The following is a 20,217-nucleotide window of genomic DNA, read 5'->3' on the forward strand; positions in this document are numbered from 1 at the left end:
CCCGCCATGCGCACCTGCCAGTCGATCGAGGAGCGGCAGGCGAACCTGTCGCGCAAGCTGTCTCGCGCCACCGGTCTCGTGCGTTCCTGGATCGATGTCGAACTGGAGCGGCAGAATTCCGATCTCCTCGCCACGATGAACCGCCGCGCCGAAATGCAACTGCGCCTGCAGCAGACCGTCGAAGGCCTGTCGGTAGCCGCCATCTCCTATTACATCATCGGCCTGGTCGGTTATGCCGCCAAGGCCATCCCGCACGACCTTTTGCCCGTTGACCCGGCCGTCGTGACCGGCATCTCGGTGCCCTTCGCCATTCTCGGTGTGTGGTGGATGGTCCGACGGCTCAGGCGCCATCACGAGGCTGGCGGCTGACTGGATAAGGGGAGTGTGATCAGAGGCTGATCAACCCCGTACCCACCACCGCAAGTCCCGCGCCGAGCCAGGCTGAGGGGCGGGGTGCGACGCCGGTTCTGATCCACAGCATCGGCAGGATGACGACGGGTGTCATTGACGACAACGTCGAGACGATCCCGACATTGCCGCCGGCCAAGGCCGCCATCAGCAGCGACATGCCGAGCCCGGTGCCGAAGAACGAGGCCGTCACGCCAAGCCCGAGCGCCTTCCAGGAGAAGGCCTCGCTGCTGCGCAACGGCCGAAGCGGCACGAAGGCAAGGACAACAAAAAACACGGCAGCGAACCCGGAGCGCACCGCCATGGCCGTGAAAGGTTCGACGCCATCCGCCATGGCCGGTCGGGCACAGAGGCTGCCAAGCGCCTGCCCGAGTGCTGTCACCAATCCGAGCGCGATGCCTGTCCGGGAAATGCGCTGTCGCGAAGTCGCCTCTGTCGCGCTTGCTGCACCGGGCAGGCCGATGGCCAGCAGGATGCCGGCGAGAACCAGCACCACGCCAAGCGCCTGTTGCAGGTCGATGGTTTCGCCGAGCACCAGATAGCCCAGGATAAGCGCAAAAGGTGAGGTCAGTGAAAACAGCAGCGCCGTCACCCGCGGGCCAGCCGCATAGATCGCGGCAAAATAGGTGGTGCTGGCGATCATGATGCCGAACAGGCTGGACGTCGCAAGCGCGCCGACATGCCAGCCCTCCAGGCTTCGCCAACCGCCGGTCACGACTGCAGCACTTGCCGTCATTCCGAAGGCGGCCAGCAACTGCCAGCGCGCCAGCCGAAACAGACCCACGCGGCCATTGAGCTCGTTGATCAGCATGCCGCTCATGGCAATGCAGGTGGCTGCGCCGAGCGCGAGGAATTCGGAGATGAACATTTAAGGAAGGCCATGGCTGTGAGGTAGGCGGCTTGCCTAGCATTCTCCAAATGGCCTGGCTATTCGGCAACGTCGCGCAGAGGATCGAATATACAGTCTTGCCAGTTTCGTGCTTCTTGACCATGTAAGACGTCAACACAAACCCGAGATCCCGCAGGCGCATGGCAAAACAGGTAAAGGCGAAGCTCGACAAGAAGGGCTTGACCGCGCTCGGCATCGACAAGCTGATCGATATCCTGCTCGACGAGGCGGCGGCCAACAAGGCGCTGAAGGCCCGGCTGCAGACGGCGCTGGCCGGTGAAGGTGGACCGGACGAGATGGCCCGGCTGATCGACCGCCGTCTCGACACCATCGACCAGGCCCGCACGCGCATCAACAAGGCCCGCGCCCGCGATATGGCCGTCGAGTTTTCAGCCCTTGCCCGCAATATCCTCTCCGAACTCGGCTTGGCCGATGCGCCGGCTGCCGCCGAGCGTATCCTGCGTTTCATCGGCCTGCGCTTTCCCCTGTCCGCTCGGCTGGTCGCCGACAGCGCCCGGCTGTGGAAAGTCTTTGAAGATGCCGAAACCGCAACCGTTCAGCTGATCCGCTCCATCGACGCAGATGAGCAAGCCCGCCTGGTGCCCCATATTGAGCGGCTGCGTCTGCGTGACAAATACGGCGAACACACCGGCTTCCTGCGCGAGTTGACCGCCGTGCTGGCAAAGCCCGCCTCCGATGCCTGGCGGGCGCTGCTGGCCGAGGTTGTGCCGACGGAACCGCTGAAGCTTGGCGCGCTCGATCTCCTGCAGGCGCTCGCCCTGCATCAGGGTGATATTGACGCCTTTCTCGTGCTGGAGCGCCAGAAGCCCGACAATCGCCGCGACACGCTCGCTGTCGCAGACCTTCTCTATCGCGCGGCACGTTTCGAAGATGCGCTCGAATGGGTCCGCGAGCGGCCGCGTGGCATGCGGATCATTCCGGTGAACGGCATGCCGACATCCGTCGGTCCGGAATACGGTGCCCATGAACGCCGGCTACTCGAGGCCGAGATCCTTGATCGCCTGAAGCGCCGCGAGGATGCCCAGGAACTGCGCTGGCGGGAATTTTCCGAGGCCCTCGATCCGGGCGTGCTGCGGCTTTATCTGTCGAAGCTCGACGATTTTGCTGAATTCGACGAGATGGACCGCGCCTTTGACGTCGTCCGGGCGCATGAGGATATCTATCTCGCGCTCGACTTCTTCATCACCTGGCCGCGCCTCGATCTCGCCGCCGAACAGGTTCTGCGCCACCAGCATGACTGGGAGGGACGCTACTACGACGATCTAGCACCGGCGGCCGAAGCCCTGTCCGCCAAGGAGCCGCTGGCGGCCGTGGTGCTCTACCGCGTGCTCGTCGAGGACATTCTCAGGCGCGGCATCGGCATGGCCTATCCGCATGCCGGCCGCTACGTCGCCGAACTGGAACGCCTGATGCCGCATCTGCCGGCCGGCCATGGGCTGTCCACCCATCTCGCTTTCCTCGCGGAGTTAAGGCGGAGCCATTCGAAGAAGTATGGTTTCTGGAGTTCGGTGCCGGGTGGGCTGACGGGTAGCTAAGCCTGATCTCACCGATCCCAATAGGGTTCCGGCCCGTAAAGCTCTGCCACATAGTCGATGAACAGGCGGACCTTCGCCGGCAGGAATTGCCGGCTTGGATAGACGGCCGACAGCGCCACGTTGCGCGAACTCTCATATCCCGGCATTACCTGCACCAGCCGGCCGCTCTTCAGCTCCGCGCCTACGTCCCAGGTAGATCGCAGCGCAATCCCGAGCCCGGCGATCACGGCTTCGCGGATCACTTCGCTGGAATTGGTGACCAGCATGCCTTCGGGGCGCAGTGCCACGGGTCCCGTCGGCCCCTCCAGGCGCCACTGTTCGTGATTGTGGGCCGGAAGGCAGCGGTGGCGTTTTAGCTCTTCAAGGCTCTGCGGCAATCCGTGTTCGGCGATATAGGCCGGTGAGGCGCAGAGCACCCGGCGCACCGGCGCAAGCTTTCGGGCCACCAGCGAGGAATCGTGGAGTTCGGCAATGCGGATCGCCAGATCGAAGCCGCCCCCGACAATATCGGTGAACTCGTCCGACAGGATAAGATTGATCGTCAGGTCGGGATGCGCCTGCATGAAGGGCTTCAGATGCGGCGCCACATGCATGCGCCCGAAGGAGGTGGGTGCGGAGATCTTCAGCGTTCCCGCAACCTCCGAAGAGCGCCCTGAGGCGAAGGCTTCCGCCTCCTCAAGTCCGCCAAGGATCGTCAGGACACGCTCGTAAAAACCCTGGCCCGCCTCCGTCAGCGAGATCTGTCGCGTCGTGCGCTGCAAAAGCCGCGTGCCGAGCTTGTCTTCGAGGCGCTTGATCCGCTTCGACACCACGGCTGGCGATAATCCAAGGTCCCGCGCAGCCGTCGACATGCTGCCGGCTGCAATCACGCGGACAAAGACTTCAAGGTCACCGAGATTGGTCATGGTCGAGTACTACTTTTTCCTCTTCGGTCATAAGTCTATAGCATTTGCCGAACCTACGGCATAGTGGTAAGAAAAATGAACCAGTTGAGCGAGGCAGCTTGCAAGGCTATACTCCAGGCATTGAGGGGGAGCGAGACATGAGCGAAGCCATAGCCTTTCTGCCGGTGAGGGCAGGCGTTCTGTCCCGTCGCGCCGAGATCCTCGGTGACCTCCGGGAACTCGTGCCCGCTGGCCGCCTTGTCGAAGATCTCAACGCCCTCGTCCCCTTCGAGACCGACGGCTTCATTGCCTATCGCCGCCGCCCGCTCGCGGTCGTCCTGCCGGAAACCACGGCCCAGGTCGCTGCCGTGATGAAATACTGTCACCGCTACGGCATTCCCGTGGTGCCCCGCGGCGCCGGAACGTCCCTCTCGGGCGGCGCCATTCCGCAGGAAGATGCTGTCGTGCTTGGCCTCTCGGCCATGTCCCGCATTCTCGATGTCGATTACGCAAACCGGACCGCAACGGTTCAGGCCGGCGTCACCAATCTCGCCATTTCAGAGGCCGTTGGCGGTGATGGATATTTTTACGCCCCTGATCCAAGCTCGCAGCTGGCCTGCACCATCGGCGGCAACATCGCGATGAATTCCGGCGGCGCGCACTGTCTGAAATACGGCGTCACCACCAACAACCTGCTCGGGGTCAAGCTGGTGCTGGTCGACGGCACGGTGGTGGATATCGGCGGCAAGCATCTGGATGCGGAAGGTTATGACTTGCTCGGACTCGTCTGCGGCTCGGAAGGCCAGCTCGGCATCGTCACCGAAGCGACGGTGCGCCTGCTCGCCAAGCCGGAAGGGGCGCGCCCCGTACTCTTCGGTTTCGACAGCGCGGAAGCTGCCGGTTCCTGCGTCGCCGATGTCATCGGCGCCGGCATCATTCCGGTTGCCATCGAATTCATGGACAAGCCGGCCATCGAGATCTGCGAGGCCTTTGCCCATGCCGGTTACCCGCTCGATGTCGAGGCGCTGCTGATCGTCGAGGTCGAAGGCTCGGAAGCCGAGATGGAGGCGATGCTCGCCGCGATCGTCGAGATCGCCAGGCGCCACGGCGTCAAGACCGTGCGCGAAAGCCAGTCACCAACGGAAGCCGCCCTGATCTGGAAAGGCCGCAAATCCGCCTTTGGCGCGACGGGCCGCATCGCCGATTATATCTGCATGGACGGCACGGTGCCGCTCAGCCAGCTGGCCTATGTTCTGAAGAAGACCGCGGAGATTACCGACCGCTACGGCCTGCGCGTCGCCAATGTCTTCCACGCCGGCGATGGCAATATGCATCCCCTGATCCTCTACAACATCAATGATCCCGAAGATGCCGCACGGGCCGAAGCGGCCGGCATGGAAATCCTGAAACTCTGCGTCGATGCCGGCGGCTGCCTCACCGGCGAACACGGCGTCGGCATCGAAAAACGCGACCTGATGCTGCACCAGTTCTCCGAGGTCGATCTTGCCCAGCAGATGGCGGTGCGCTCGGCTTTCGATGCGGACTGGATCTTGAACCCCTCCAAGGTCTTTCCGCTGGAGGGCAGGGCATGAGGGACACAGTCTCTACGAAAGCCACCCCATGCTGACCCCCACCACAGAAACCGAAGCCGCCGACATTATCCGCGACCACGCCGCCAGCCGCTCGCCGCTCGCCATCCGGGGTGGCGGCACGCGGGCCGGCTTCGGCAATGCCGTGACCGCGGAAAGCGTCCTCTCTGCCGCAGCCCTCAGCGGCATCACCGCCTACAATCCCGCCGAAATGGTCATCACGGCCCATGCCGGCACGCCGGTCGCCGAGATCGAGGCAGCGCTTGCCGAAAACGGTCAGGGCATGGCGTTTGAGCCCATGGATCATCGGGGCCTGATGGGTACATCGGGCACGCCGACCATCGGTGGCCTGTTTGCCGTCAACAGCTCCGGCCCGCGCCGTTTCACCGCCGGTGCCGCCCGCGATCATCTTCTCGGCATCCGCTTCGTCAATGGCGAAGGCGAGGCGGTAAAGGCGGGTGGCCGGGTGATGAAGAACGTTACCGGGCTTGATCTCGTCAAGCTGCTCGCCGGCTCATACGGCACGCTCGGCTTCCTGACCGAGGTAACCTTCAAGGTATTGCCCGTGCCGAAGACGGCGCTCACCCTCGTCGTCTCAGGGCTGGATGACGAAGAGGCGGTAAGACTTCTCGCCTCGGCCATGTCGCTCTCTGTCGAGGTGTCGGGTGCCGCACATCTGCCGGAAAGCGTGCGAGGTCGGGTCATTGGCGGCGTGCTGCCGGAGGGTGCCGCGACCGTTCTGAGGCTGGAAGGGCTCGAAGCCTCGGTCGCTGTCCGCGCCGACAAGCTGACGTCGGCCCTGGCCGGCTTCGGATCCATCAGCCGGCTTGATGCCGAGCAGACGAAGGCGCTGTGGCGCGAGATCCGCGATGTGACACCCTATGCCGATGGCACGACGCGGCCGCTCTGGCGCGTGTCCATGGCCCCGTCGGAAGCGCACAAGCTGGTGGCCGGCCTCCGGCTCCGCGCCGGCATCGATGCCTTCTACGATTGGCAGGGTGGCCTGATCTGGATGCGGATGGAGGCCGATCCGGAAGCAGAGGTGCTGAGGCACGGCGTTCGCACGCTGGGCGGAGGCCATGCCGCCTTGCTTCGCGCGAGCCCGGCTGTCAGGGCCGCCACGCCGGCATTCGAGCCGCAGACATCGGCTGTCGCTTTGCTTTCCGCCCGAGTCAGGGCAAAACTCGACCCGCACGGGATCTTCAATCCCGAACTGATGGCATGAAGGAGTTTTGTCATGACTGATCCGAACTACCAGCCGCCTGTAACCTCGGGCGGGGAGGGCTGGTTTTCTCCCGGCCGTCTGAATGCGCAGCTGGTCTATTGCCTCTATCTGGTCAGTTTCGTCGTCGGCATCACCGTAATTATCGGCTTGATCATGGCCTATGTGAACCGCAGCAAGGGCGATGCCTGGGTCGATACCCATTACACCTATGCCATCAGAACATTCTGGCTGGGTTTACTCTATTCGCTTCTCGCAGTCGTGGCGATGTTTGTGCTGATGGGGGCGTTGGGCATGTTGTTGATGCTAGGCGTTTCAATCTGGGGCGTCATCCGTTGTGTTATCGGCCTGCAAAAGGCATCCGCAGGCCAGCCAGTGGGAAAACCGGATACTTGGTGGATCTGAAGCAGCATATCCGGCGCAGCTTTCAACGCTGCTCCGGGGGAGGACCGACGTGCAGACCAATTTCACCGCCGAACAGCTCGCCGATCCGCATGTGGCAGAAGCGGAAAGCATCCTGCGCAAATGCGTGCATTGCGGCTTCTGCACGGCCACCTGTCCGACCTATGTCACGCTCGGCAACGAGCTCGACAGTCCGCGTGGCCGCATCTACCTGATCAAGGACATGTTGGAAAACGGCAGGCCGGCGGATGAGCAGATCGTCACCCATATAGACCGCTGTCTTTCCTGCCTTGCCTGCACGACCACCTGTCCCTCCGGCGTCGACTATATGCACCTGGTCGATCACGCCCGCATCCACATCGAAAAGACCTATAAGCGGCCCTTGCCGAACCGGCTGATCCGCAACGTGCTGGCCATGGTGCTGCCCTATCCGGGCCGTTTCCGCTGGGCTTTGAAGGCAGCAGGCCTCGGTCGGCCCTTTGCCGGCCTCTTTGATCAGGTCAAACCGCTGAAGCCGGTGGCAGCCATGTTGCGGCTTGCGCCCTCTGCCGTGCCTCCAGCCTCCACCTTTGCCGAACCCGCAACCCATGCGCCGAAGACTGAGCGCCGTGGCCGCGTCGCGATCCTCACAGGCTGTGCCCAGCCGGTGCTTGATCCCGGCATCAACGAAGCGGCGATTGCGCTTCTCACCCGGCTCGGCGTGGAAGTCGTCGTGCCCAGGGGCGAAGGCTGTTGCGGCGCGCTGGTGCATCACATGGGGCGGGAAGAACAGGCGCTGGAAAGCGCAAGGCGCAATGTCGACGTCTGGAGCCGCGCCGTGGATGAGGGTGGTCTCGATGCGATCATCGTTACCACATCCGGCTGCGGCACGACGATCAAGGATTACGGCCACATGCTGCGGCTGGATCCTGTCTATGCCGAAAAGGCCGCCCGCATTTCAGCACTGGCGAAGGATGTGACCGAATATCTTCACACCCTCGATCTGCCGGTCGAAGCGCCGAAGGGCCTGACCGTTGCCTATCATTCCGCCTGTTCGCTGCAACACGGCCAGAAGGTTACCATGGCGCCCAAGCTCTTGCTGAAAGCGGCCGGCTTCACCGTCAAGGATCCGCCAGAAGGCCATCTCTGCTGCGGCTCTGCCGGCACCTACAACATCATGCAGCCGGAGATCTCTGCCCGCCTCAAGGCTCGCAAGGTGAAAAACATCGAGAAGACCAGACCCGATCTCATCGCGGCCGGTAATATCGGCTGCATGACGCAGATCGGTTCGGCAACCGGCATTCCAATCGTGCATACGGTGGAATTGCTCAACTGGGCCTATGGCGGAGAGAGGCCCAGGGCACTGCGCGGTTGAAGCGGGCTTCAGCGAATTGTTAAGCGATGTCTGTAATACTCTCCTGCGGATGTTTCATCCTGGGAGGTTGCAGTGACTGGAAAATTGGTGCTGGTCGCCTTGCTGTTGGTATCCAGTCCAGTGGCGGTAAGCGCGGCAGAGCGCATCTACTGTGCCGCGTCCGATGCCATGCTCGACATGTCGTTGGAAAGCGGTTTCAGCAAGAAGGACGAGCAGAAGCTCATTCACTTTCGCGGTGTTGCAGGGCTCAAGGCTAAGAGGGCTCCAGCCGAACTGCGCCGCTTCCAGATGGATTCTGAAATGATCCGGCAATACTGGACAGACGACAGGGATCTGCGCTTCAGCCTGCAGGCCGTCTTTCCAAAACGCGAGCCGGTTTACCGGCTGACGCTCTCGCTTCTGACGACGCGGAAATCAGCAGATACGCTTCGCTTCGAAGGCGAATATGTGATGGCACTGACCCGGCTGGGCGCCACGGCTTCAGCTGGTGCCCAAACCGTTCTGGATTACCGTGCGCCCATCTTCTGTTCGATCAAGCGTTGACGCGGCTCAGAACTTATAGCTGACGCCCATATTGACCGCGTTGGTCAGGATGTTGGTCTTCAGCGATGCGCCGGAATCGATGTCGACATCGACCCAGGAATAGTTGCCCTTATATTCAAGGAAGGCCGACCAGTTGTCGGCGAACTCGTAGGCGACACCGGCCTGTGCCTGAACGGTCGCTCCGCCGAGCTGGTAATTGAAGGTCCGGCCGGAAGCGCGTGTGACTTCGACATGTGGCACGTTGATGCCGGCGCCGGCGCCGACATAAGGCACGAACTTCGTGCCTTCGATTGGCATCCGGTAAAGCGCATTCAACGTGAGCAGGTTGATGCCGTCGGAAAACTCGAAATGCGACCAGCCGGAACGGTCGAGCGTTTCGCTATCGGCATAGACCTTGGCATGGGTGAAGTCGACGGAAAGGCCGAGGTTGGGCCGTCCCATGCCCTCCATCCACCAGGTGCCGCGCACGCCGTAATAGGGGGGCATCTCGAACGACTTGCCATCCCAGCCGGCGCGGAAATCAGCGTCGTCAGATACCTCGATATCGCTATGCGGCGCGGTCTGAAACCCGCCATAAGCGGAGATCGCCATCTCGGCGGATGCGGGGCTGGCCGCCATCAGGCAGGCGCCGGTCATGAGCAGGAAGGGCAGGCTGCGGCAGCAAAGGCGGTTCATGCAGGATCTCCGGAACGTGCCGGCCGGATGATGGATACGGCCATGCGACGGAGACTGCTATGTCCCTGCTACAGGAAGATGACATGAAAAAAGGCCGCGCATGGGCGCGACCTTGATGACAGGCAGATGCCGGGGGCTGGGATCAGCCGCCGAAGATCGTGCGCAGAATGTCGATGCCCTTGTCGTCGAAGGAAACTTCGCCCTGCTTGTTGCCCGGGCCCACGACAATCACCTTGGCGCCGATATCGGCACGCTCGTAGAGGTGCTCGACATCCTTGTTCATCATCCGGATGCAGCCAGACGACATGTTGAGGCCAATGGTCCAGGGCTGGTTGGTGCCATGGATGCGGAAGATCGTGTCACGGCCGCCCTTGTAGAGATACATGGCGCGTGCACCGAGCGGATTGTCCGGGCCGCCTTCCTGCACGACCGGCAGGATGTGACCCTTGGCGGCTTCACGCTGGCGCATTTCTGCCGGCGGGCGCCATTCCGGCCATTCCTGCTTGCGACCGATCTTCACCACGCCTGACCAGCCAAAACCTTCGCGGCCCACACCGACGCCGTAGCGCGTGGCGCGGTTATTGCCTTCGACATAGTAGAGGAACTTGTTGTTGGTATCGATGATGATGGTGCCGGGCTTTTCGTCCGTCGAAAGCCGCACGACCTTGCGCTTGAACTTTTCCGGCACTTCCTTGCGCTGCTGGGCGACCAGAGTGACGTTGTTTTTCGTCTCGACACGGTCGAGGCCGAAGGCCGATGCCTGCATTGGCAGGGCGATGGACGCGGCGACGAGCAGAAGCGCCGCCGTGCTGAATTTCAGTTTCGACATGGAAAATCCCCCTTTGGATCGAGGGAAACCCTAGTCAATTTGCCTGCCAAAGCAAGATCGAATGAAATGCGTGTGACGCAATCAGTGCTTTAGATCACAATGACGCTGGCGCCCTTGGGCACGCGGTCATAGAGATCGATGACATCTTCATTGCGCATACGGATGCAGCCGGAGGACACGCCGCTGCCGATCGACCAGGGCGCATTGGTGCCGTGGATTCGATAAAGCGTCGATCCGAGATAGAGTGCGCGTGCACCCAGCGGATTTTCCGGCCCGCCCGGCATATGCGCTGGAAGGAAATGGCCTTTTTCGGCCTCGCGGGCAATCATCTCCTGCGGCGGGCGCCAATCCGGCCATTCCTTCTTTGCAGTCACCTTGTGGGTACCGGCCCATTCGAAGCCTGGCTTGCCGACGCCCACCCCGTAGCGCTTGGCGCTGCCATTCTCCATCACGAGATAGAGGAACCGTTCCCGCGTATCGATGACCACAGTGCCCGGCTTGTGCTTCGTATCGTATTGCACCATCTGCGGCAGGAATTTTGGCTCGATTTGCGGTTTGGCTGGCCTTGCGGGACGGGCAACCACCTGTTGAACCGGGGGTTGCTGCGAAAACAGGCCGCGCCGCTGGGAGGCGATCCGGCGTTGTCCAACCGGTGCCGGCTGCGCAATCTGCTGCCGCACCTGATTGCGATAGACGGGTCTCAGCTGACGGCCGGCCTGCTGCGCTTGCGGAAACAGCGGGCGTGCACCCGCGCGAGGCCTCTGCTGGCGCGCTTGCGTTGTCGGCACGCCACCCAGTTGCAGAACCCAGGGCGCAGATAGATCGGGGCTGACCATCACCGGCGGACGGTTCTGGTAGCGATCATTGGCGTGAACGGGCAAGGCCATCGGCAGGGCGGCCACGAGGGCCATCAGGATCTTCTTCAACGACATCGGACGACTCACAACACGGGACCGAAGGGGAGGCGAGGCTGGTTCAGTGCGCACGCCGGAATGGCCGGATCCTGCCAGAGCCAACCCGCCATCAGGTAAACAGCTCTCCATAAAATGCCCGTGATCCGCGAAACCTTTTGTCAGGGTTAGCGTCTCGTTTGGAAAAATCGTGAACAAATGGTAAACGCCCTGAACCGGAGGGGAGAATCGCATGACGGGTGTTCCAGATGGACTGATCCGCGGAGATGATGGTCTCGACCGCTGCTTCTGGCATGGCGGCCTGGAAGACTATCGCCGCTATCACGACGAGGAATGGGGCCGCCCCGTTACCGACGATATCAGGCTGTTCGAGAAGATCTGCCTTGAAGGTTTCCAGTCCGGCCTGTCCTGGCTGACCATTCTGCGCAAACGCGAGAGTTTCCGGACAGCCTTTGCTGGCTTCGATTTCCATCAGGTGGCGACGTTCGGTGATGACGACATTGCCCGCTGCCTCGCCGATGCCGGCATCGTCCGCCATCGCGGCAAGATTGTCTCGACGATCAACAATGCCCGCCGTGCCATCGACCTTGAAGACGAATACGGCTCGCTCTCTCGTTACTTCTGGAGTTACGAGCCGGATGCCTCGGAACGCCCGACCCGCATGGACTATGCGACGCTGCGCGCCAACCCCACGTCACCGACCTCCATCCGCCTCTCAAAAGACCTGAAAAAGCGCGGATGGACCTTTGTCGGCCCGACCACAGTCTATGCCTTCATGCAGGCCATGGGCCTCGTCAACGATCATATCGAAGGCTGCTGCTGCCGCGCGGGCATTGAGCAATTGCGAGCCAATTTCGTTCGGCCCTGATCAGCCGAGGCTTCTGACCAGATCCGCCACGGCGCCGAGATCGGCGATTTCGCGAAAGCGCGGTGCTTCCACCGGCTTGTCCACGTGCTCCAGCACCCATGTCAGTTCATGCGGCACGAACACGCCCCAGGCGCCGGCAGCGATGGCGGGCACGACATCGGATTTCAGCGAATTGCCGATCATCATTGATCGCTCCGGCCCATCGCCATGTTTACCAAAGATCCTCCGATAGGTGGTGGCCGTCTTGTCCGAGACGATTTCGACCGCATCGAAATAATCGCCGAGCCCCGATTGCGCCAGCTTGCGTTCCTGATCGAAAAGATCGCCCTTGGTGATCAGCACGAGGAAATACTGCCCGGCCAGCGCCTCCAGCGCGTCACGCGCATGTGGCAGGCATTCTACCGGATGGCTGAGGAGATCCCGCCCGATCGCCAGGATCTCGCCGATCACGCTTGAGGGAACACGGCCTTCGGTAATCTCCAGCGCCGTCTCGATCATCGAGAGTGTGAAACCCTTGATGCCAAAACCGTAATGCGCAAGGTTGCGCTTCTCTGCCTCGAGCAGCCTGTCGGAGATGTGCTCGCCCTCGGCAAACTCGGCGAGCAGACTGCGATAATGCTGTTCCGTCAGCTTGTAATACTGTTCGTTCTGCCAGAGCGTATCGTCGGCATCAAAACCGATCACGGTCACGGGACGGATGGACATGGTGCCTCCTTGTCGATCTGTGAACGGCAGATTACCCCCGGTTGCCGGCAAAGCAATGGCGCAGGAATGCGCCATTGCCGGTTTGTTGGCCTTGGAAGTTACTGGCCGTTCTTCGCCAGCCACTCCTTCATCATGGCAATCTCGCCTTCCTGCGCCTTGATCACGTCTTCCGCCAGCCTGCGGATTTCGGGATCCTTGCCGTGTTCGAGCACGATCTTCGCCATGTCGATCGCGCCCTGGTGATGCGGGATCATGCCCTGGACAAAATCGACATCGGCATTGCCGGTGAGCGGCACGGCCATGTCCTTGTGCATACGGGCATTGGCCTCGGCAAAGGCCTTGGATGAGGCGCTCTTATCCATCATGCCATGCTCCATGGATGACATGTCGTGCCCCTGATGCATTGTGTTGTCCTGGGCCAAGACAGCGGTGAGGGATGCGGTGGTCAGTGCGGTCGCAAGCGATGCCGCAACGAAAATGGTCTTCAGCATGAGTATCTCCTGTGCTGATCGAAACATGAAATGGGCGGCAACAAGGGCCGCGACGGTCATAAGATCAGGCGCGGGGAGGGGGCGTCAGCGGCGCGGCACGTTGTGAAACGAGCGGGCGCGGCAAGGTTGCGGCTTCTGCCGCGCGGGCAGCAGGGCCCTGATATGCGAAGGTGATATCGACCGGCAGCGTCAGACAGGCCGAACAGTGCCAGACGGCGCTGCCTTTGCCCTTGCCGTGATCGGCGTGATTCTCGGGGTCGAGCTCGGACACGGTGGCTGACATGCCGGAATGCGGGCAGTCTGCGCTATCAGCCGCGATCGCTGCAAACTCGCGTACCATGCTCGATCCACCGTGATGCTCAGGCACCACCCCGTCCGAAACGCCGGCCACGGGCATCGCCATGGCCGACAGGCCGGAACTTGTCCCGGACATCGGCATCACGCCATAGGCGAGAGCGGCAACAAGCAGCAAGAAGCGGCGAAAGAGCATCATGAGGCTGAAGATTGTGCATCCTTGTGCCGAAAACAAGGCCGCCGACGATTCATGGAGCCATCTGGCGCGAGATAACGCTGTGAACGATCTGATAGTCGCGGCTTTCTTCGCCGAAAGGGATCACCGGCCAGTCCCAGGTTTCAAGCGGATCGCCCGGATCGACGCCATGGAGAAGGTCCACGGTTTCGTGGCAGCGGCCGGCGCGGTCGATCACGCGGTAGGAGACATCGGTCACCAGACATGTGGTTGCTGCCACCTGCTGCAGTCCATCGAGATGGGCGCGGATCAGAAGGGGTACCGCGTCCGCAGCTGCCACGCCGCCGTCCGCGCGCGCGATCCGCCTCTCCGCACCGATGCCGATCTGGGAGAGCAGATTGGCCGAGGCAACGAAGTCCAGGTAGGGCACCTGCCGTAGGAAGGAGAGCGGGTCCGGTGTCGTGCCCGCAAGAAAATCATCGAGCCCGGAAAGGTCCCGCTCGATCAGCCGCACATTCTTGAGGCCTTTCATCGCAATCCAGCCCCGGACGCTGGCGAGATGCACGAGATCGACCAGCACCACCGTATCAAACATCCGAGATAGCGCGATGACCGGCACATCGCGCAGTAACCCCGAGCCGAGGATCACCGCCGTTCGCCTTTGCCGGCAGCCCTCGGCCGCCTTCAGCATCGCCCCTTTTGTCCGCCGCTCATGTTCGGCCCAGGCTTTGCCGCAGCGATTGGCGCGCGCAGAGAGATTGACCGAGGACCGGATGAAGGGACGATGAGCAGCAGAAGTCAGCGGCCAGCTTGCGGCATAATTCAGGGCTTCAAGGATCATGGATTACCGATAGACGGAGCTGCGATGGCCGATCTCGACCACAAGCACGATGAGCTTGCCGTCTCGGATATCGCAAATGATGCGGTAATCGACAACCTTGTAGCGCCAATAGGCACCGAGCTTGTGCTGTCCTGCAGAGGTTCGCCGAGACTTCTGGGGGCGTCGCGCGTGGCGGCATCTTGAGCGTGACGCGCTTGTTCATCGGTCCAACTTCTGGTTATGCGCGCAAACACAACACCAGGAACGCCCCTTTTCCAGCGTCCGACGCCGCGTTGCCTGCCTTCGCCCTTGCCGCCAAATCCTTGATCCTCTAAGACACCGGCACCTTTTTGAAACGAAATTCCGGTTGTCATCATGAGCGATAAGAACAAGAAGCCCCAGAAGCTGAAGGCCCGTCTGCCGCGCGGCTTCGTCGATCGCGAGGCTGCCGACATTCGCGCTGCCAACCAGATGATGGAGACCATCCGCGAGGTCTATGAGCGTTACGGCTTCGATCCGATCGAGACCCCGCTTTTCGAATACACCGATGCGCTCGGCAAGTTCCTGCCCGACAGCGATCGCCCGAACGAAGGCGTCTTCTCGCTGCAGGACGATGACGAGCAGTGGATGTCGCTGCGCTATGACCTGACAGCGCCGATGGCGCGCCATGTCGCGGAGAATTTCCAGGAAATCCAGCTGCCCTACCGCACCTATCGCGCTGGCTACGTTTTCCGCAACGAAAAGCCGGGCCCGGGCCGTTTCCGCCAGTTCATGCAGTTCGACGCCGACACCGTCGGCGCGCCGGGCGTCCAGGCCGATGCCGAAATGTGCATGATGATGGCCGACACGCTGGAAGCGCTCGGCATCAAGCGCGGCGACTATGTGATCCGCGTCAACAACCGCAAGGTTTTGGACGGCGTGATGGAAGCGATCGGTCTCGGCGGCGAGGAGAATGCCGGCCGTCGTCTGAACGTGCTGCGCGCCATCGACAAACTCGACAAGTTTGGTCCGGAAGGCGTGAAACTTCTGCTCGGCGAAGGCCGCAAAGATGAGTCCGGCGACTTCACCAAGGGTGCTGGATTGAACGAGGAACAGATCGCCAAGGTTCTCTTCTTTGTCGGTATCACCTCCTATGCCGAAAGCGCTGCCGAACTCGCCTCCCTCGTTGCTGGCACCTCTAAGGGTGAGGAAGGCGTCGAGGAGCTGAACATGATTGGTGCACTCGTCGCCGGCGCAGGCTACGATGCGACCCGTATCAAGATCGATCCCTCCGTCGTCCGCGGCCTCGAATACTACACCGGCCCTGTCTACGAAGCCGAACTCACCTTCGACGTCACTAATGAGAAGGGCGAAAAGGTCGTCTTCGGCTCGGTCGGCGGCGGCGGGCGTTATGACGGACTCGTCTCGCGCTTCATGGGCCAGCCGGTCCCGGCGACAGGCTTCTCCATCGGCGTCTCGCGCCTGATGACGGCCTTGAAGAACCTCGGCAAGCTCGGTCAGGACGACGTGGCGGGTCCGGTCCTCGTCACCGTCATGGACGGCGATGTCGAGAGCATGGGCCGCTACCAGCGCTTCACGCAGCAGCTGCGGGCCGAAGGCATCCGTGCTGAAATGTACCAGGGCAACTGGAAGAAATTCGGCAACCAGCTGAAATATGCCGACCGCCGTGGCGCGCCGATCGCCATCATCCAGGGCGGCGACGAGCGCGCGCAAGGCGTCGTCCAGATCAAGGACCTGATCGAGGGCAAGCGTCTCTCGGGCGAGATCACCGACAATGCCGAATGGCGCGAAGCCCGCGTAGCGCAGGAAGTCGTGGCCGAGGCGGATCTCGTCGCCAAGGTCCGCGAGATCCTCGCCGCCCAGGCGGAAGATCGCCGTCGGGCGAAGGGTGTTTGATGTCTGAGTTCGCGGCTTTGCTCCTCCCCAACCCTCCCCACAAGGGGGAGGGAGCCGGTCGGCGCATACAGCTCGCGCCCGGATTTACCTCCTCTATGAGCCTGGTTGGCGCCTGCCTCAGGTCTTCTCCCCCCTTGTGGGGGAGATGGGCGGCAGCCCAGAGGGGGACTTACTCCCCAATCGCAGGACCAACCTCATGCCCATGACCGACATGCCGGATTTCGCCGGCACCATTCTGCAGGAATTCGTCTCGCGCGGCACCACGCGCGTCGATACGCCGGTCATCCAGCCGGCGGCACCCTTCCTCGACATGGCAGGCGAAGACCTGCGCCGGCGTATTTTCTTGACCGAGAATGAGCGGGGCGAGAGCCTCTGCCTGCGCCCGGAATTCACCATTCCCGTCTGTCTTCGCCATATCGAGACGGCAACGGGCACGCCGAAGCGTTATGCCTATCTCGGCGAAGTCTTCCGTCAGCGCCGCGAAGGCCCGCAGGAGTTTTACCAGGCCGGCATCGAGGACCTTGGCGATATCGCGGTCGCCGCATCGGATGCGCGCGCCATTGCCGATAGCGTCGCAATCCTCACCCGCCTCCTGCCTACCAGGCCGCTCGCAGTGACCCTCGGCGACCAGTCTGTCTTCGAGGCCGTGGTCAAGGCGCTGGGCCTGCCCGCCGGTTGGCAGAAGCGACTGATTCAGGCTTTTGGCAACCCTGACCAGCTCGACCAGCTGCTGCGCAAACTGGCCACGCCGACACCGGTGCCGGGCCTGGATCCGCAGGTCTCCGATCTCCTGGCCAGCGGCGACCAGAGCGCGCTGATTGCTTACATCGATGCGACCATGCAGGAGACTGGCTACCTCACCAATGCCAGCCGCACGCCGACCGAAATCGCAAGAAGGCTGAAGGAAAAGCTGGAACTGGCCGAGACCCGTCTCGATGGTGCGGCGCTGTTGCTGCTGCGCGAGTTCCTCTCGCTCGAACTGCCGCTGGGAGAGGCCTCCGCCGCCCTTGCCGGTTTCGCCGATGCTGCCGGCTTGAAGCTTGGAGCGGCCATCTCTCGCTTCGACGAGCGGGTTGCAGCCCTTGCCAATACGGGCATCGATCTTAGCCTCGTGACCTACCGCGCCGCCTTCGGCCGTCCGCTGGATTATTACACCGGCCTCGTCTTCGAAGTGACGGCCAAGGATCAGCGGGCCATACTGGCTGGCGGTGGACGCTTTGACCGTCTGCTGACGCTGCTCGGCGCCGCAACGCATATACCAGCCGTCGGCTTCTCGCTCTGGCTAGACCGCATCGAAACGGAAAGGACAGTCTGATGACCATCACCATCGGTCTGCCCTCCAAGGGCCGCATGAAGGATGATAGCTCCGCCATCTTCGAAAAGGCGGGCATGAAGATCGTCGCCGTCGGCAATGACCGCTCCTATCGCGGCCGTGTCGAAGGGCTCGACGATGTCGAGATCGCCTATCTCTCGGCTTCCGAAATCTCGCGCGAGATCGGCAATGGCACGGTGGATTTCGGCGTGACGGGGGAAGACCTGATCCGCGAGGGGCTGGCCGATGCCGATGCCCGCGTCGAAATATCGGCCCGTCTCGGCTTCGGACATGCGGACGTGGTCGTCGCCGTTCCCGAGATCTGGCTCGACGTCGATACGATGGCCGACCTCGGCGATGTCGCCGCCGAATTCCGCACCCGCCATGGCCGGCGCCTGGCGATTGCCACCAAATACTGGCGCCTAACCCAGCAGCATTTCTCGCGCCAGCATGGAATCCAGCTCTACCGGATCGTCGAAAGCCTGGGCGCCACAGAAGGCGCGCCCGCCGCCGGCCAGGCGGATATCATCGTCGATATCACCTCGACCGGCTCGACCTTGAAGGCGAACCACCTGAAAGTGCTGTCGGATGGTGTGATCCTGCGCTCCGAGGCCTGCCTTGTGCGGGCAAGAAAGCCGGAGCATGAGGGCAATGCAATGATCAATCGCATCATCGAGGCTGTGCGCGGCGTCCTCTAAACGCTGGCGAGAGAGCTTCGCCTCTCCTCCTGACCTCTCCACCCGAGCGGGGAGAGGGGACAACATGCCTTGGCGGTCTCGCTCCTCTCATCGCCTGCTGGGAAAAGGTGTCCCGAAGGGTGGATGAGGGGCAATCGCTCACGAAAAAAACCCGCCGGATCGCTCCAGCGGGTTTCTTTTTGCCGGTTAGGGCAGGGATCAGGCAGCCGAGCGACGGGCGTCGATCGAGTAGGCGCCGGCGCCGATGATGGCGAGAGCGATATAACCGCCGGCCAGCGTGATGTTCTTCATCAGCATGATCTGGTTCAGCGTGTTGATCCAGCCGAGCGCGCCTTCCGGCCAGCCTTCGATGGCAACGGTGCCGGAGTGGAAGACCAGACCGGTGAACACGCAGAACAGCGCGATAGTCCAGGCGGTGAGCTTGGTCTGGAAACCAACGAGGATGAAGAGGCCGGCAACCAGCTCATAAAGGCCGGCAGCATAGGCGAGCAGGTCGGCAGCCGGCAGGCCGGCGCCGGTGATCATGCCGGCAGTTGCCGTCGGGTCGGTCAGCTTGCCGAAACCGGACAGGATGAAGATGAAGGAGAGAAGAACGCGGACAAGGACCAGAAGGGCATTGTTTGTGGACGACATCGGGGGCTCCATAACGTTGGTGCTGTGCCGCTCCTCGGCGCCAGCCAGTGACGCACTAATGCCCGCTTTTCTGATCTCCGGATAGGTTGACGACATTTGACTATTCGTTCACAAAAACGAAACAGCAAATGCCATTCATCTGATCGTTGATGATCTCAGGCCGGTTTGACCGAGACTGGGGTGGGAAGCTGGAAGCGAGGGAAGATGAACAGGCCGACAATATTGCCGCCATTGTCGACAAGCCCGGACGACTCGCCGATGCAGAACAACGGCTGGCGATGGTTGTTTCCCACGATGATGGTTGTCGAATAGCAGAAGCGCGATGGTTCGGTTGCCGCCTGCTCGAACAGCCTCAGGATATGCGCGCGATCTGCTGGATCGTAGCAGCGCATCATGGTCAGGAGGCCGATCTCCGGCGTATCCAGGCCATGAATAGTCCGGGCGCGCTCGCCCAATTGCAGCAATCCGTTGGTCAGATTACCAGTCCAGTCTTCGGACACGCCAAAACGACACGCGTCATCCGCCAGAAAGCCGCCGCGATCCGGCGGGCAATCGTATGGGTTGCCCATATCGAGTTCGGCATTTGCGATCTTAAACACTGTCTTCCCCAAACCCAGCAACAGGTAGCGGCTCTTGTGTGTCGACGCTGCGCGACCGGCCGCATTCCCGAAAATCCGCCTCTCGTCGGCGAACCGCCGCAGAGACCTTAACATACCAACACCGGCCCAGCCCGGCGGCGCAACCACTATATTTTTCGCCTCACGAAACGCGTTTGTGAAGCATCGGCACAACCATCTCGTTCCCCAACGAGAATGAACGTACAACTGACGGATATCACGACGCCGTCGGGTTGAAAATGCCCTGCCACGTATGAGCGCAAGAAAAGAGGCGGCCGCGTCAAAGTGGAAAAGCCAGTTAGCATTAAGAAATATTTAAATTGACTATCGTGCTGCGCACAAGCGCTGTGCGGCTGGGAAGCGTGCTTATTTTTGGACGTTTGATCAGAATCTGTCGCAGCCCTGCGTCTGGCATGCGTTACGGGTGTCCACAAGAGCGAAAAAAG

The 20,217-nt window shown here is 61.9% G+C and carries 22 protein-coding genes and 1 pseudogene; 11 read left to right on the forward strand and 12 right to left on the reverse strand.

Annotated elements, in window-relative coordinates; translation table 11 throughout:
* A partial coding sequence (locus tag IP76_RS07195) for a DUF3422 family protein (protein WP_156318503.1) occupies positions 1-369 on the forward strand: 369 nt, incomplete at its 5' end.
* Between the two features lie 19 nt (positions 370-388).
* On the opposite strand, the gene IP76_RS07200 is transcribed toward IP76_RS07195, so the two are convergent.
* Positions 389-1,276 (reverse strand): DMT family transporter, encoded by an 888-nt coding sequence (locus tag IP76_RS07200; protein ID WP_054157538.1) that lies wholly within the window; start codon positions 1,274-1,276, stop codon positions 389-391.
* Between the two features lie 161 nt (positions 1,277-1,437).
* Between IP76_RS07200 and IP76_RS07205 the strand changes: the two genes are divergently transcribed.
* Complete coding sequence (locus IP76_RS07205; RefSeq protein ID WP_054157539.1) at positions 1,438-2,853, forward strand: DUF6880 family protein; 1,416 nt, start codon at positions 1,438-1,440, stop codon at positions 2,851-2,853.
* Between the two features lie 8 nt (positions 2,854-2,861).
* Here IP76_RS07205 and IP76_RS07210 read toward each other — a convergent pair whose 3' ends face one another.
* A complete protein-coding gene (locus IP76_RS07210) occupies positions 2,862-3,758 on the reverse strand; it encodes a LysR family transcriptional regulator (RefSeq protein ID WP_054157540.1) in 897 nt (298 codons plus the stop codon).
* A gap of 137 nt (positions 3,759-3,895) precedes the next feature.
* Here IP76_RS07210 and IP76_RS07215 point away from each other — a divergent pair, with 137 nt between their 5' ends.
* From IP76_RS07215 to IP76_RS07235, 5 genes are all read left to right on the forward strand, one after another.
* Positions 3,896-5,329: an FAD-linked oxidase C-terminal domain-containing protein gene (locus IP76_RS07215; protein ID WP_054157541.1), complete on the forward strand. Its 1,434-nt coding sequence runs from the start codon at positions 3,896-3,898 to the stop codon at positions 5,327-5,329.
* A 28-nt stretch (positions 5,330-5,357) separates the two neighbouring features.
* Entirely contained in the window at positions 5,358-6,551 is a 1,194-nt protein-coding gene (locus IP76_RS07220; protein ID WP_054157542.1) for an FAD-binding protein, read from the forward strand.
* Between the two features lie 12 nt (positions 6,552-6,563).
* Positions 6,564-6,953 (forward strand): DUF4870 domain-containing protein, encoded by a 390-nt coding sequence (locus IP76_RS07225; protein ID WP_054157543.1) that lies wholly within the window; start codon positions 6,564-6,566, stop codon positions 6,951-6,953.
* 49 nt (positions 6,954-7,002) lie between these two features.
* On the forward strand, positions 7,003-8,304 hold the full coding sequence (gene glcF / locus IP76_RS07230) for a glycolate oxidase subunit GlcF (RefSeq protein ID WP_054157544.1): 1,302 nt from the start codon (positions 7,003-7,005) through the stop codon (positions 8,302-8,304).
* Positions 8,305-8,376: 72 nt separating this feature from the next.
* Positions 8,377-8,847 (forward strand): hypothetical protein, encoded by a 471-nt coding sequence (locus IP76_RS07235; protein WP_156318504.1) that lies wholly within the window; start codon positions 8,377-8,379, stop codon positions 8,845-8,847.
* Between the two features lie 6 nt (positions 8,848-8,853).
* On the opposite strand, the gene IP76_RS07240 is transcribed toward IP76_RS07235, so the two are convergent.
* The 3 genes from IP76_RS07240 to IP76_RS07250 all read right to left on the reverse strand — a co-directional run bounded on the left by IP76_RS07240 (position 8,854) and on the right by IP76_RS07250 (position 11,283).
* The gene (locus IP76_RS07240) at positions 8,854-9,483 is read right to left on the reverse strand and encodes an outer membrane protein (RefSeq protein WP_156318508.1); all 630 of its coding nucleotides are present in this window, start codon (positions 9,481-9,483) and stop codon (positions 8,854-8,856) included.
* Positions 9,484-9,664: 181 nt separating this feature from the next.
* The gene (locus tag IP76_RS07245) at positions 9,665-10,288 is read right to left on the reverse strand and encodes a L,D-transpeptidase (RefSeq protein WP_245281418.1); all 624 of its coding nucleotides are present in this window, start codon (positions 10,286-10,288) and stop codon (positions 9,665-9,667) included.
* Between the two features lie 152 nt (positions 10,289-10,440).
* The gene (locus IP76_RS07250; RefSeq protein WP_054157548.1) at positions 10,441-11,283 is read right to left on the reverse strand and encodes a L,D-transpeptidase; all 843 of its coding nucleotides are present in this window, start codon (positions 11,281-11,283) and stop codon (positions 10,441-10,443) included.
* Positions 11,284-11,494: 211 nt separating this feature from the next.
* On the opposite strand from IP76_RS07250, the gene IP76_RS07255 reads away from it, so the two are divergent.
* Entirely contained in the window at positions 11,495-12,130 is a 636-nt protein-coding gene (locus tag IP76_RS07255) for a DNA-3-methyladenine glycosylase I (RefSeq protein WP_054157549.1), read from the forward strand.
* On the opposite strand, the gene IP76_RS07260 is transcribed toward IP76_RS07255, so the two are convergent.
* The 5 genes and pseudogenes from IP76_RS07260 to IP76_RS23270 all read right to left on the reverse strand — a co-directional run.
* Positions 12,131-12,835: an HAD family hydrolase gene (locus tag IP76_RS07260; protein ID WP_054157550.1), complete on the reverse strand. Its 705-nt coding sequence runs from the start codon at positions 12,833-12,835 to the stop codon at positions 12,131-12,133.
* Positions 12,836-12,933: 98 nt separating this feature from the next.
* A complete protein-coding gene (locus IP76_RS07265) occupies positions 12,934-13,326 on the reverse strand; it encodes a DUF305 domain-containing protein (protein WP_054157605.1) in 393 nt (130 codons plus the stop codon).
* 64 nt (positions 13,327-13,390) lie between these two features.
* Complete coding sequence (locus IP76_RS07270) at positions 13,391-13,819, reverse strand: hypothetical protein (protein ID WP_054157551.1); 429 nt, start codon at positions 13,817-13,819, stop codon at positions 13,391-13,393.
* A gap of 49 nt (positions 13,820-13,868) precedes the next feature.
* Positions 13,869-14,636 (reverse strand): hypothetical protein, encoded by a 768-nt coding sequence (locus IP76_RS07275; RefSeq protein ID WP_054157552.1) that lies wholly within the window; start codon positions 14,634-14,636, stop codon positions 13,869-13,871.
* 3 nt (positions 14,637-14,639) lie between these two features.
* Positions 14,640-14,759: pseudogene (locus tag IP76_RS23270) on the reverse strand (type II toxin-antitoxin system RelE/ParE family toxin); the annotation flags it as partial.
* 231 nt (positions 14,760-14,990) lie between these two features.
* On the opposite strand from IP76_RS23270, the gene hisS reads away from it, so the two are divergent.
* The 3 genes from hisS to hisG all read left to right on the forward strand — a co-directional run bounded on the left by hisS (position 14,991) and on the right by hisG (position 18,521).
* Positions 14,991-16,511, forward strand: coding sequence for a histidine--tRNA ligase (gene hisS / locus IP76_RS07280; RefSeq protein ID WP_054157553.1), 1,521 nt, complete (start codon positions 14,991-14,993; stop codon positions 16,509-16,511).
* Between the two features lie 196 nt (positions 16,512-16,707).
* Positions 16,708-17,826, forward strand: a complete 1,119-nt coding sequence (locus IP76_RS07285; RefSeq protein WP_054157554.1) for an ATP phosphoribosyltransferase regulatory subunit — start codon at positions 16,708-16,710, stop codon at positions 17,824-17,826.
* Positions 17,826-18,521: an ATP phosphoribosyltransferase gene (gene hisG, locus IP76_RS07290; protein WP_054157555.1), complete on the forward strand. Its 696-nt coding sequence runs from the start codon at positions 17,826-17,828 to the stop codon at positions 18,519-18,521. The genes IP76_RS07285 and hisG overlap by 1 nt, the downstream gene beginning before the upstream one ends.
* A 198-nt stretch (positions 18,522-18,719) precedes the next feature.
* On the opposite strand, the gene IP76_RS07295 is transcribed toward hisG, so the two are convergent.
* Both IP76_RS07295 and IP76_RS23455 read right to left on the reverse strand, forming a co-directional pair.
* The gene (locus IP76_RS07295) at positions 18,720-19,154 is read right to left on the reverse strand and encodes a DoxX family protein (RefSeq protein WP_054157606.1); all 435 of its coding nucleotides are present in this window, start codon (positions 19,152-19,154) and stop codon (positions 18,720-18,722) included.
* Positions 19,155-19,309: 155 nt separating this feature from the next.
* Positions 19,310-19,900 carry a hypothetical protein gene (locus tag IP76_RS23455; RefSeq protein WP_245281414.1) on the reverse strand — a complete coding sequence of 197 codons (591 nt, stop codon included), beginning with the start codon at positions 19,898-19,900 and terminating at the stop codon, positions 19,310-19,312.
* Between the last annotated feature and the right edge of the window lie 317 nt (positions 19,901-20,217).

Origin of the sequence: Rhizobium sp. AAP43 (assembly GCF_001296045.1) — a bacterium.
Lineage (GTDB): Bacteria > Pseudomonadota > Alphaproteobacteria > Rhizobiales > Rhizobiaceae > Allorhizobium.

Bases quoted from the DNA above. Each gene is read 5' to 3' on its own strand.
- IP76_RS07200 (WP_054157538.1), bottom strand. From the start codon at position 1,276: ATGTTCATCTCCGAATTCCTCGCGCTCGGCGCAGCCACCTGCATTGCC.
- IP76_RS07205 (WP_054157539.1), top strand. From the start codon at position 1,438: ATGGCAAAACAGGTAAAGGCGAAGCTCGACAAGAAGGGCTTGACCGCG.
- IP76_RS07210 (WP_054157540.1), bottom strand. From the start codon at position 3,758: ATGACCAATCTCGGTGACCTTGAAGTCTTTGTCCGCGTGATTGCAGCC.
- IP76_RS07215 (WP_054157541.1), top strand. From the start codon at position 3,896: ATGAGCGAAGCCATAGCCTTTCTGCCGGTGAGGGCAGGCGTTCTGTCC.
- IP76_RS07220 (WP_054157542.1), top strand. From the start codon at position 5,358: ATGCTGACCCCCACCACAGAAACCGAAGCCGCCGACATTATCCGCGAC.
- IP76_RS07225 (WP_054157543.1), top strand. From the start codon at position 6,564: ATGACTGATCCGAACTACCAGCCGCCTGTAACCTCGGGCGGGGAGGGC.
- IP76_RS07240 (WP_156318508.1), bottom strand. From the start codon at position 9,483: ATGACCGGCGCCTGCCTGATGGCGGCCAGCCCCGCATCCGCCGAGATG.
- IP76_RS07245 (WP_245281418.1), bottom strand. From the start codon at position 10,288: ATGCAGGCATCGGCCTTCGGCCTCGACCGTGTCGAGACGAAAAACAAC.
- IP76_RS07250 (WP_054157548.1), bottom strand. From the start codon at position 11,283: ATGTCGTTGAAGAAGATCCTGATGGCCCTCGTGGCCGCCCTGCCGATG.
- IP76_RS07255 (WP_054157549.1), top strand. From the start codon at position 11,495: ATGACGGGTGTTCCAGATGGACTGATCCGCGGAGATGATGGTCTCGAC.
- IP76_RS07260 (WP_054157550.1), bottom strand. From the start codon at position 12,835: ATGTCCATCCGTCCCGTGACCGTGATCGGTTTTGATGCCGACGATACG.
- IP76_RS07265 (WP_054157605.1), bottom strand. From the start codon at position 13,326: ATGCTGAAGACCATTTTCGTTGCGGCATCGCTTGCGACCGCACTGACC.
- IP76_RS07270 (WP_054157551.1), bottom strand. From the start codon at position 13,819: ATGATGCTCTTTCGCCGCTTCTTGCTGCTTGTTGCCGCTCTCGCCTAT.
- IP76_RS07275 (WP_054157552.1), bottom strand. From the start codon at position 14,636: ATGATCCTTGAAGCCCTGAATTATGCCGCAAGCTGGCCGCTGACTTCT.
- hisS (WP_054157553.1), top strand. From the start codon at position 14,991: ATGAGCGATAAGAACAAGAAGCCCCAGAAGCTGAAGGCCCGTCTGCCG.
- IP76_RS07285 (WP_054157554.1), top strand. From the start codon at position 16,708: ATGCCCATGACCGACATGCCGGATTTCGCCGGCACCATTCTGCAGGAA.
- hisG (WP_054157555.1), top strand. From the start codon at position 17,826: ATGACCATCACCATCGGTCTGCCCTCCAAGGGCCGCATGAAGGATGAT.
- IP76_RS07295 (WP_054157606.1), bottom strand. From the start codon at position 19,154: ATGTCGTCCACAAACAATGCCCTTCTGGTCCTTGTCCGCGTTCTTCTC.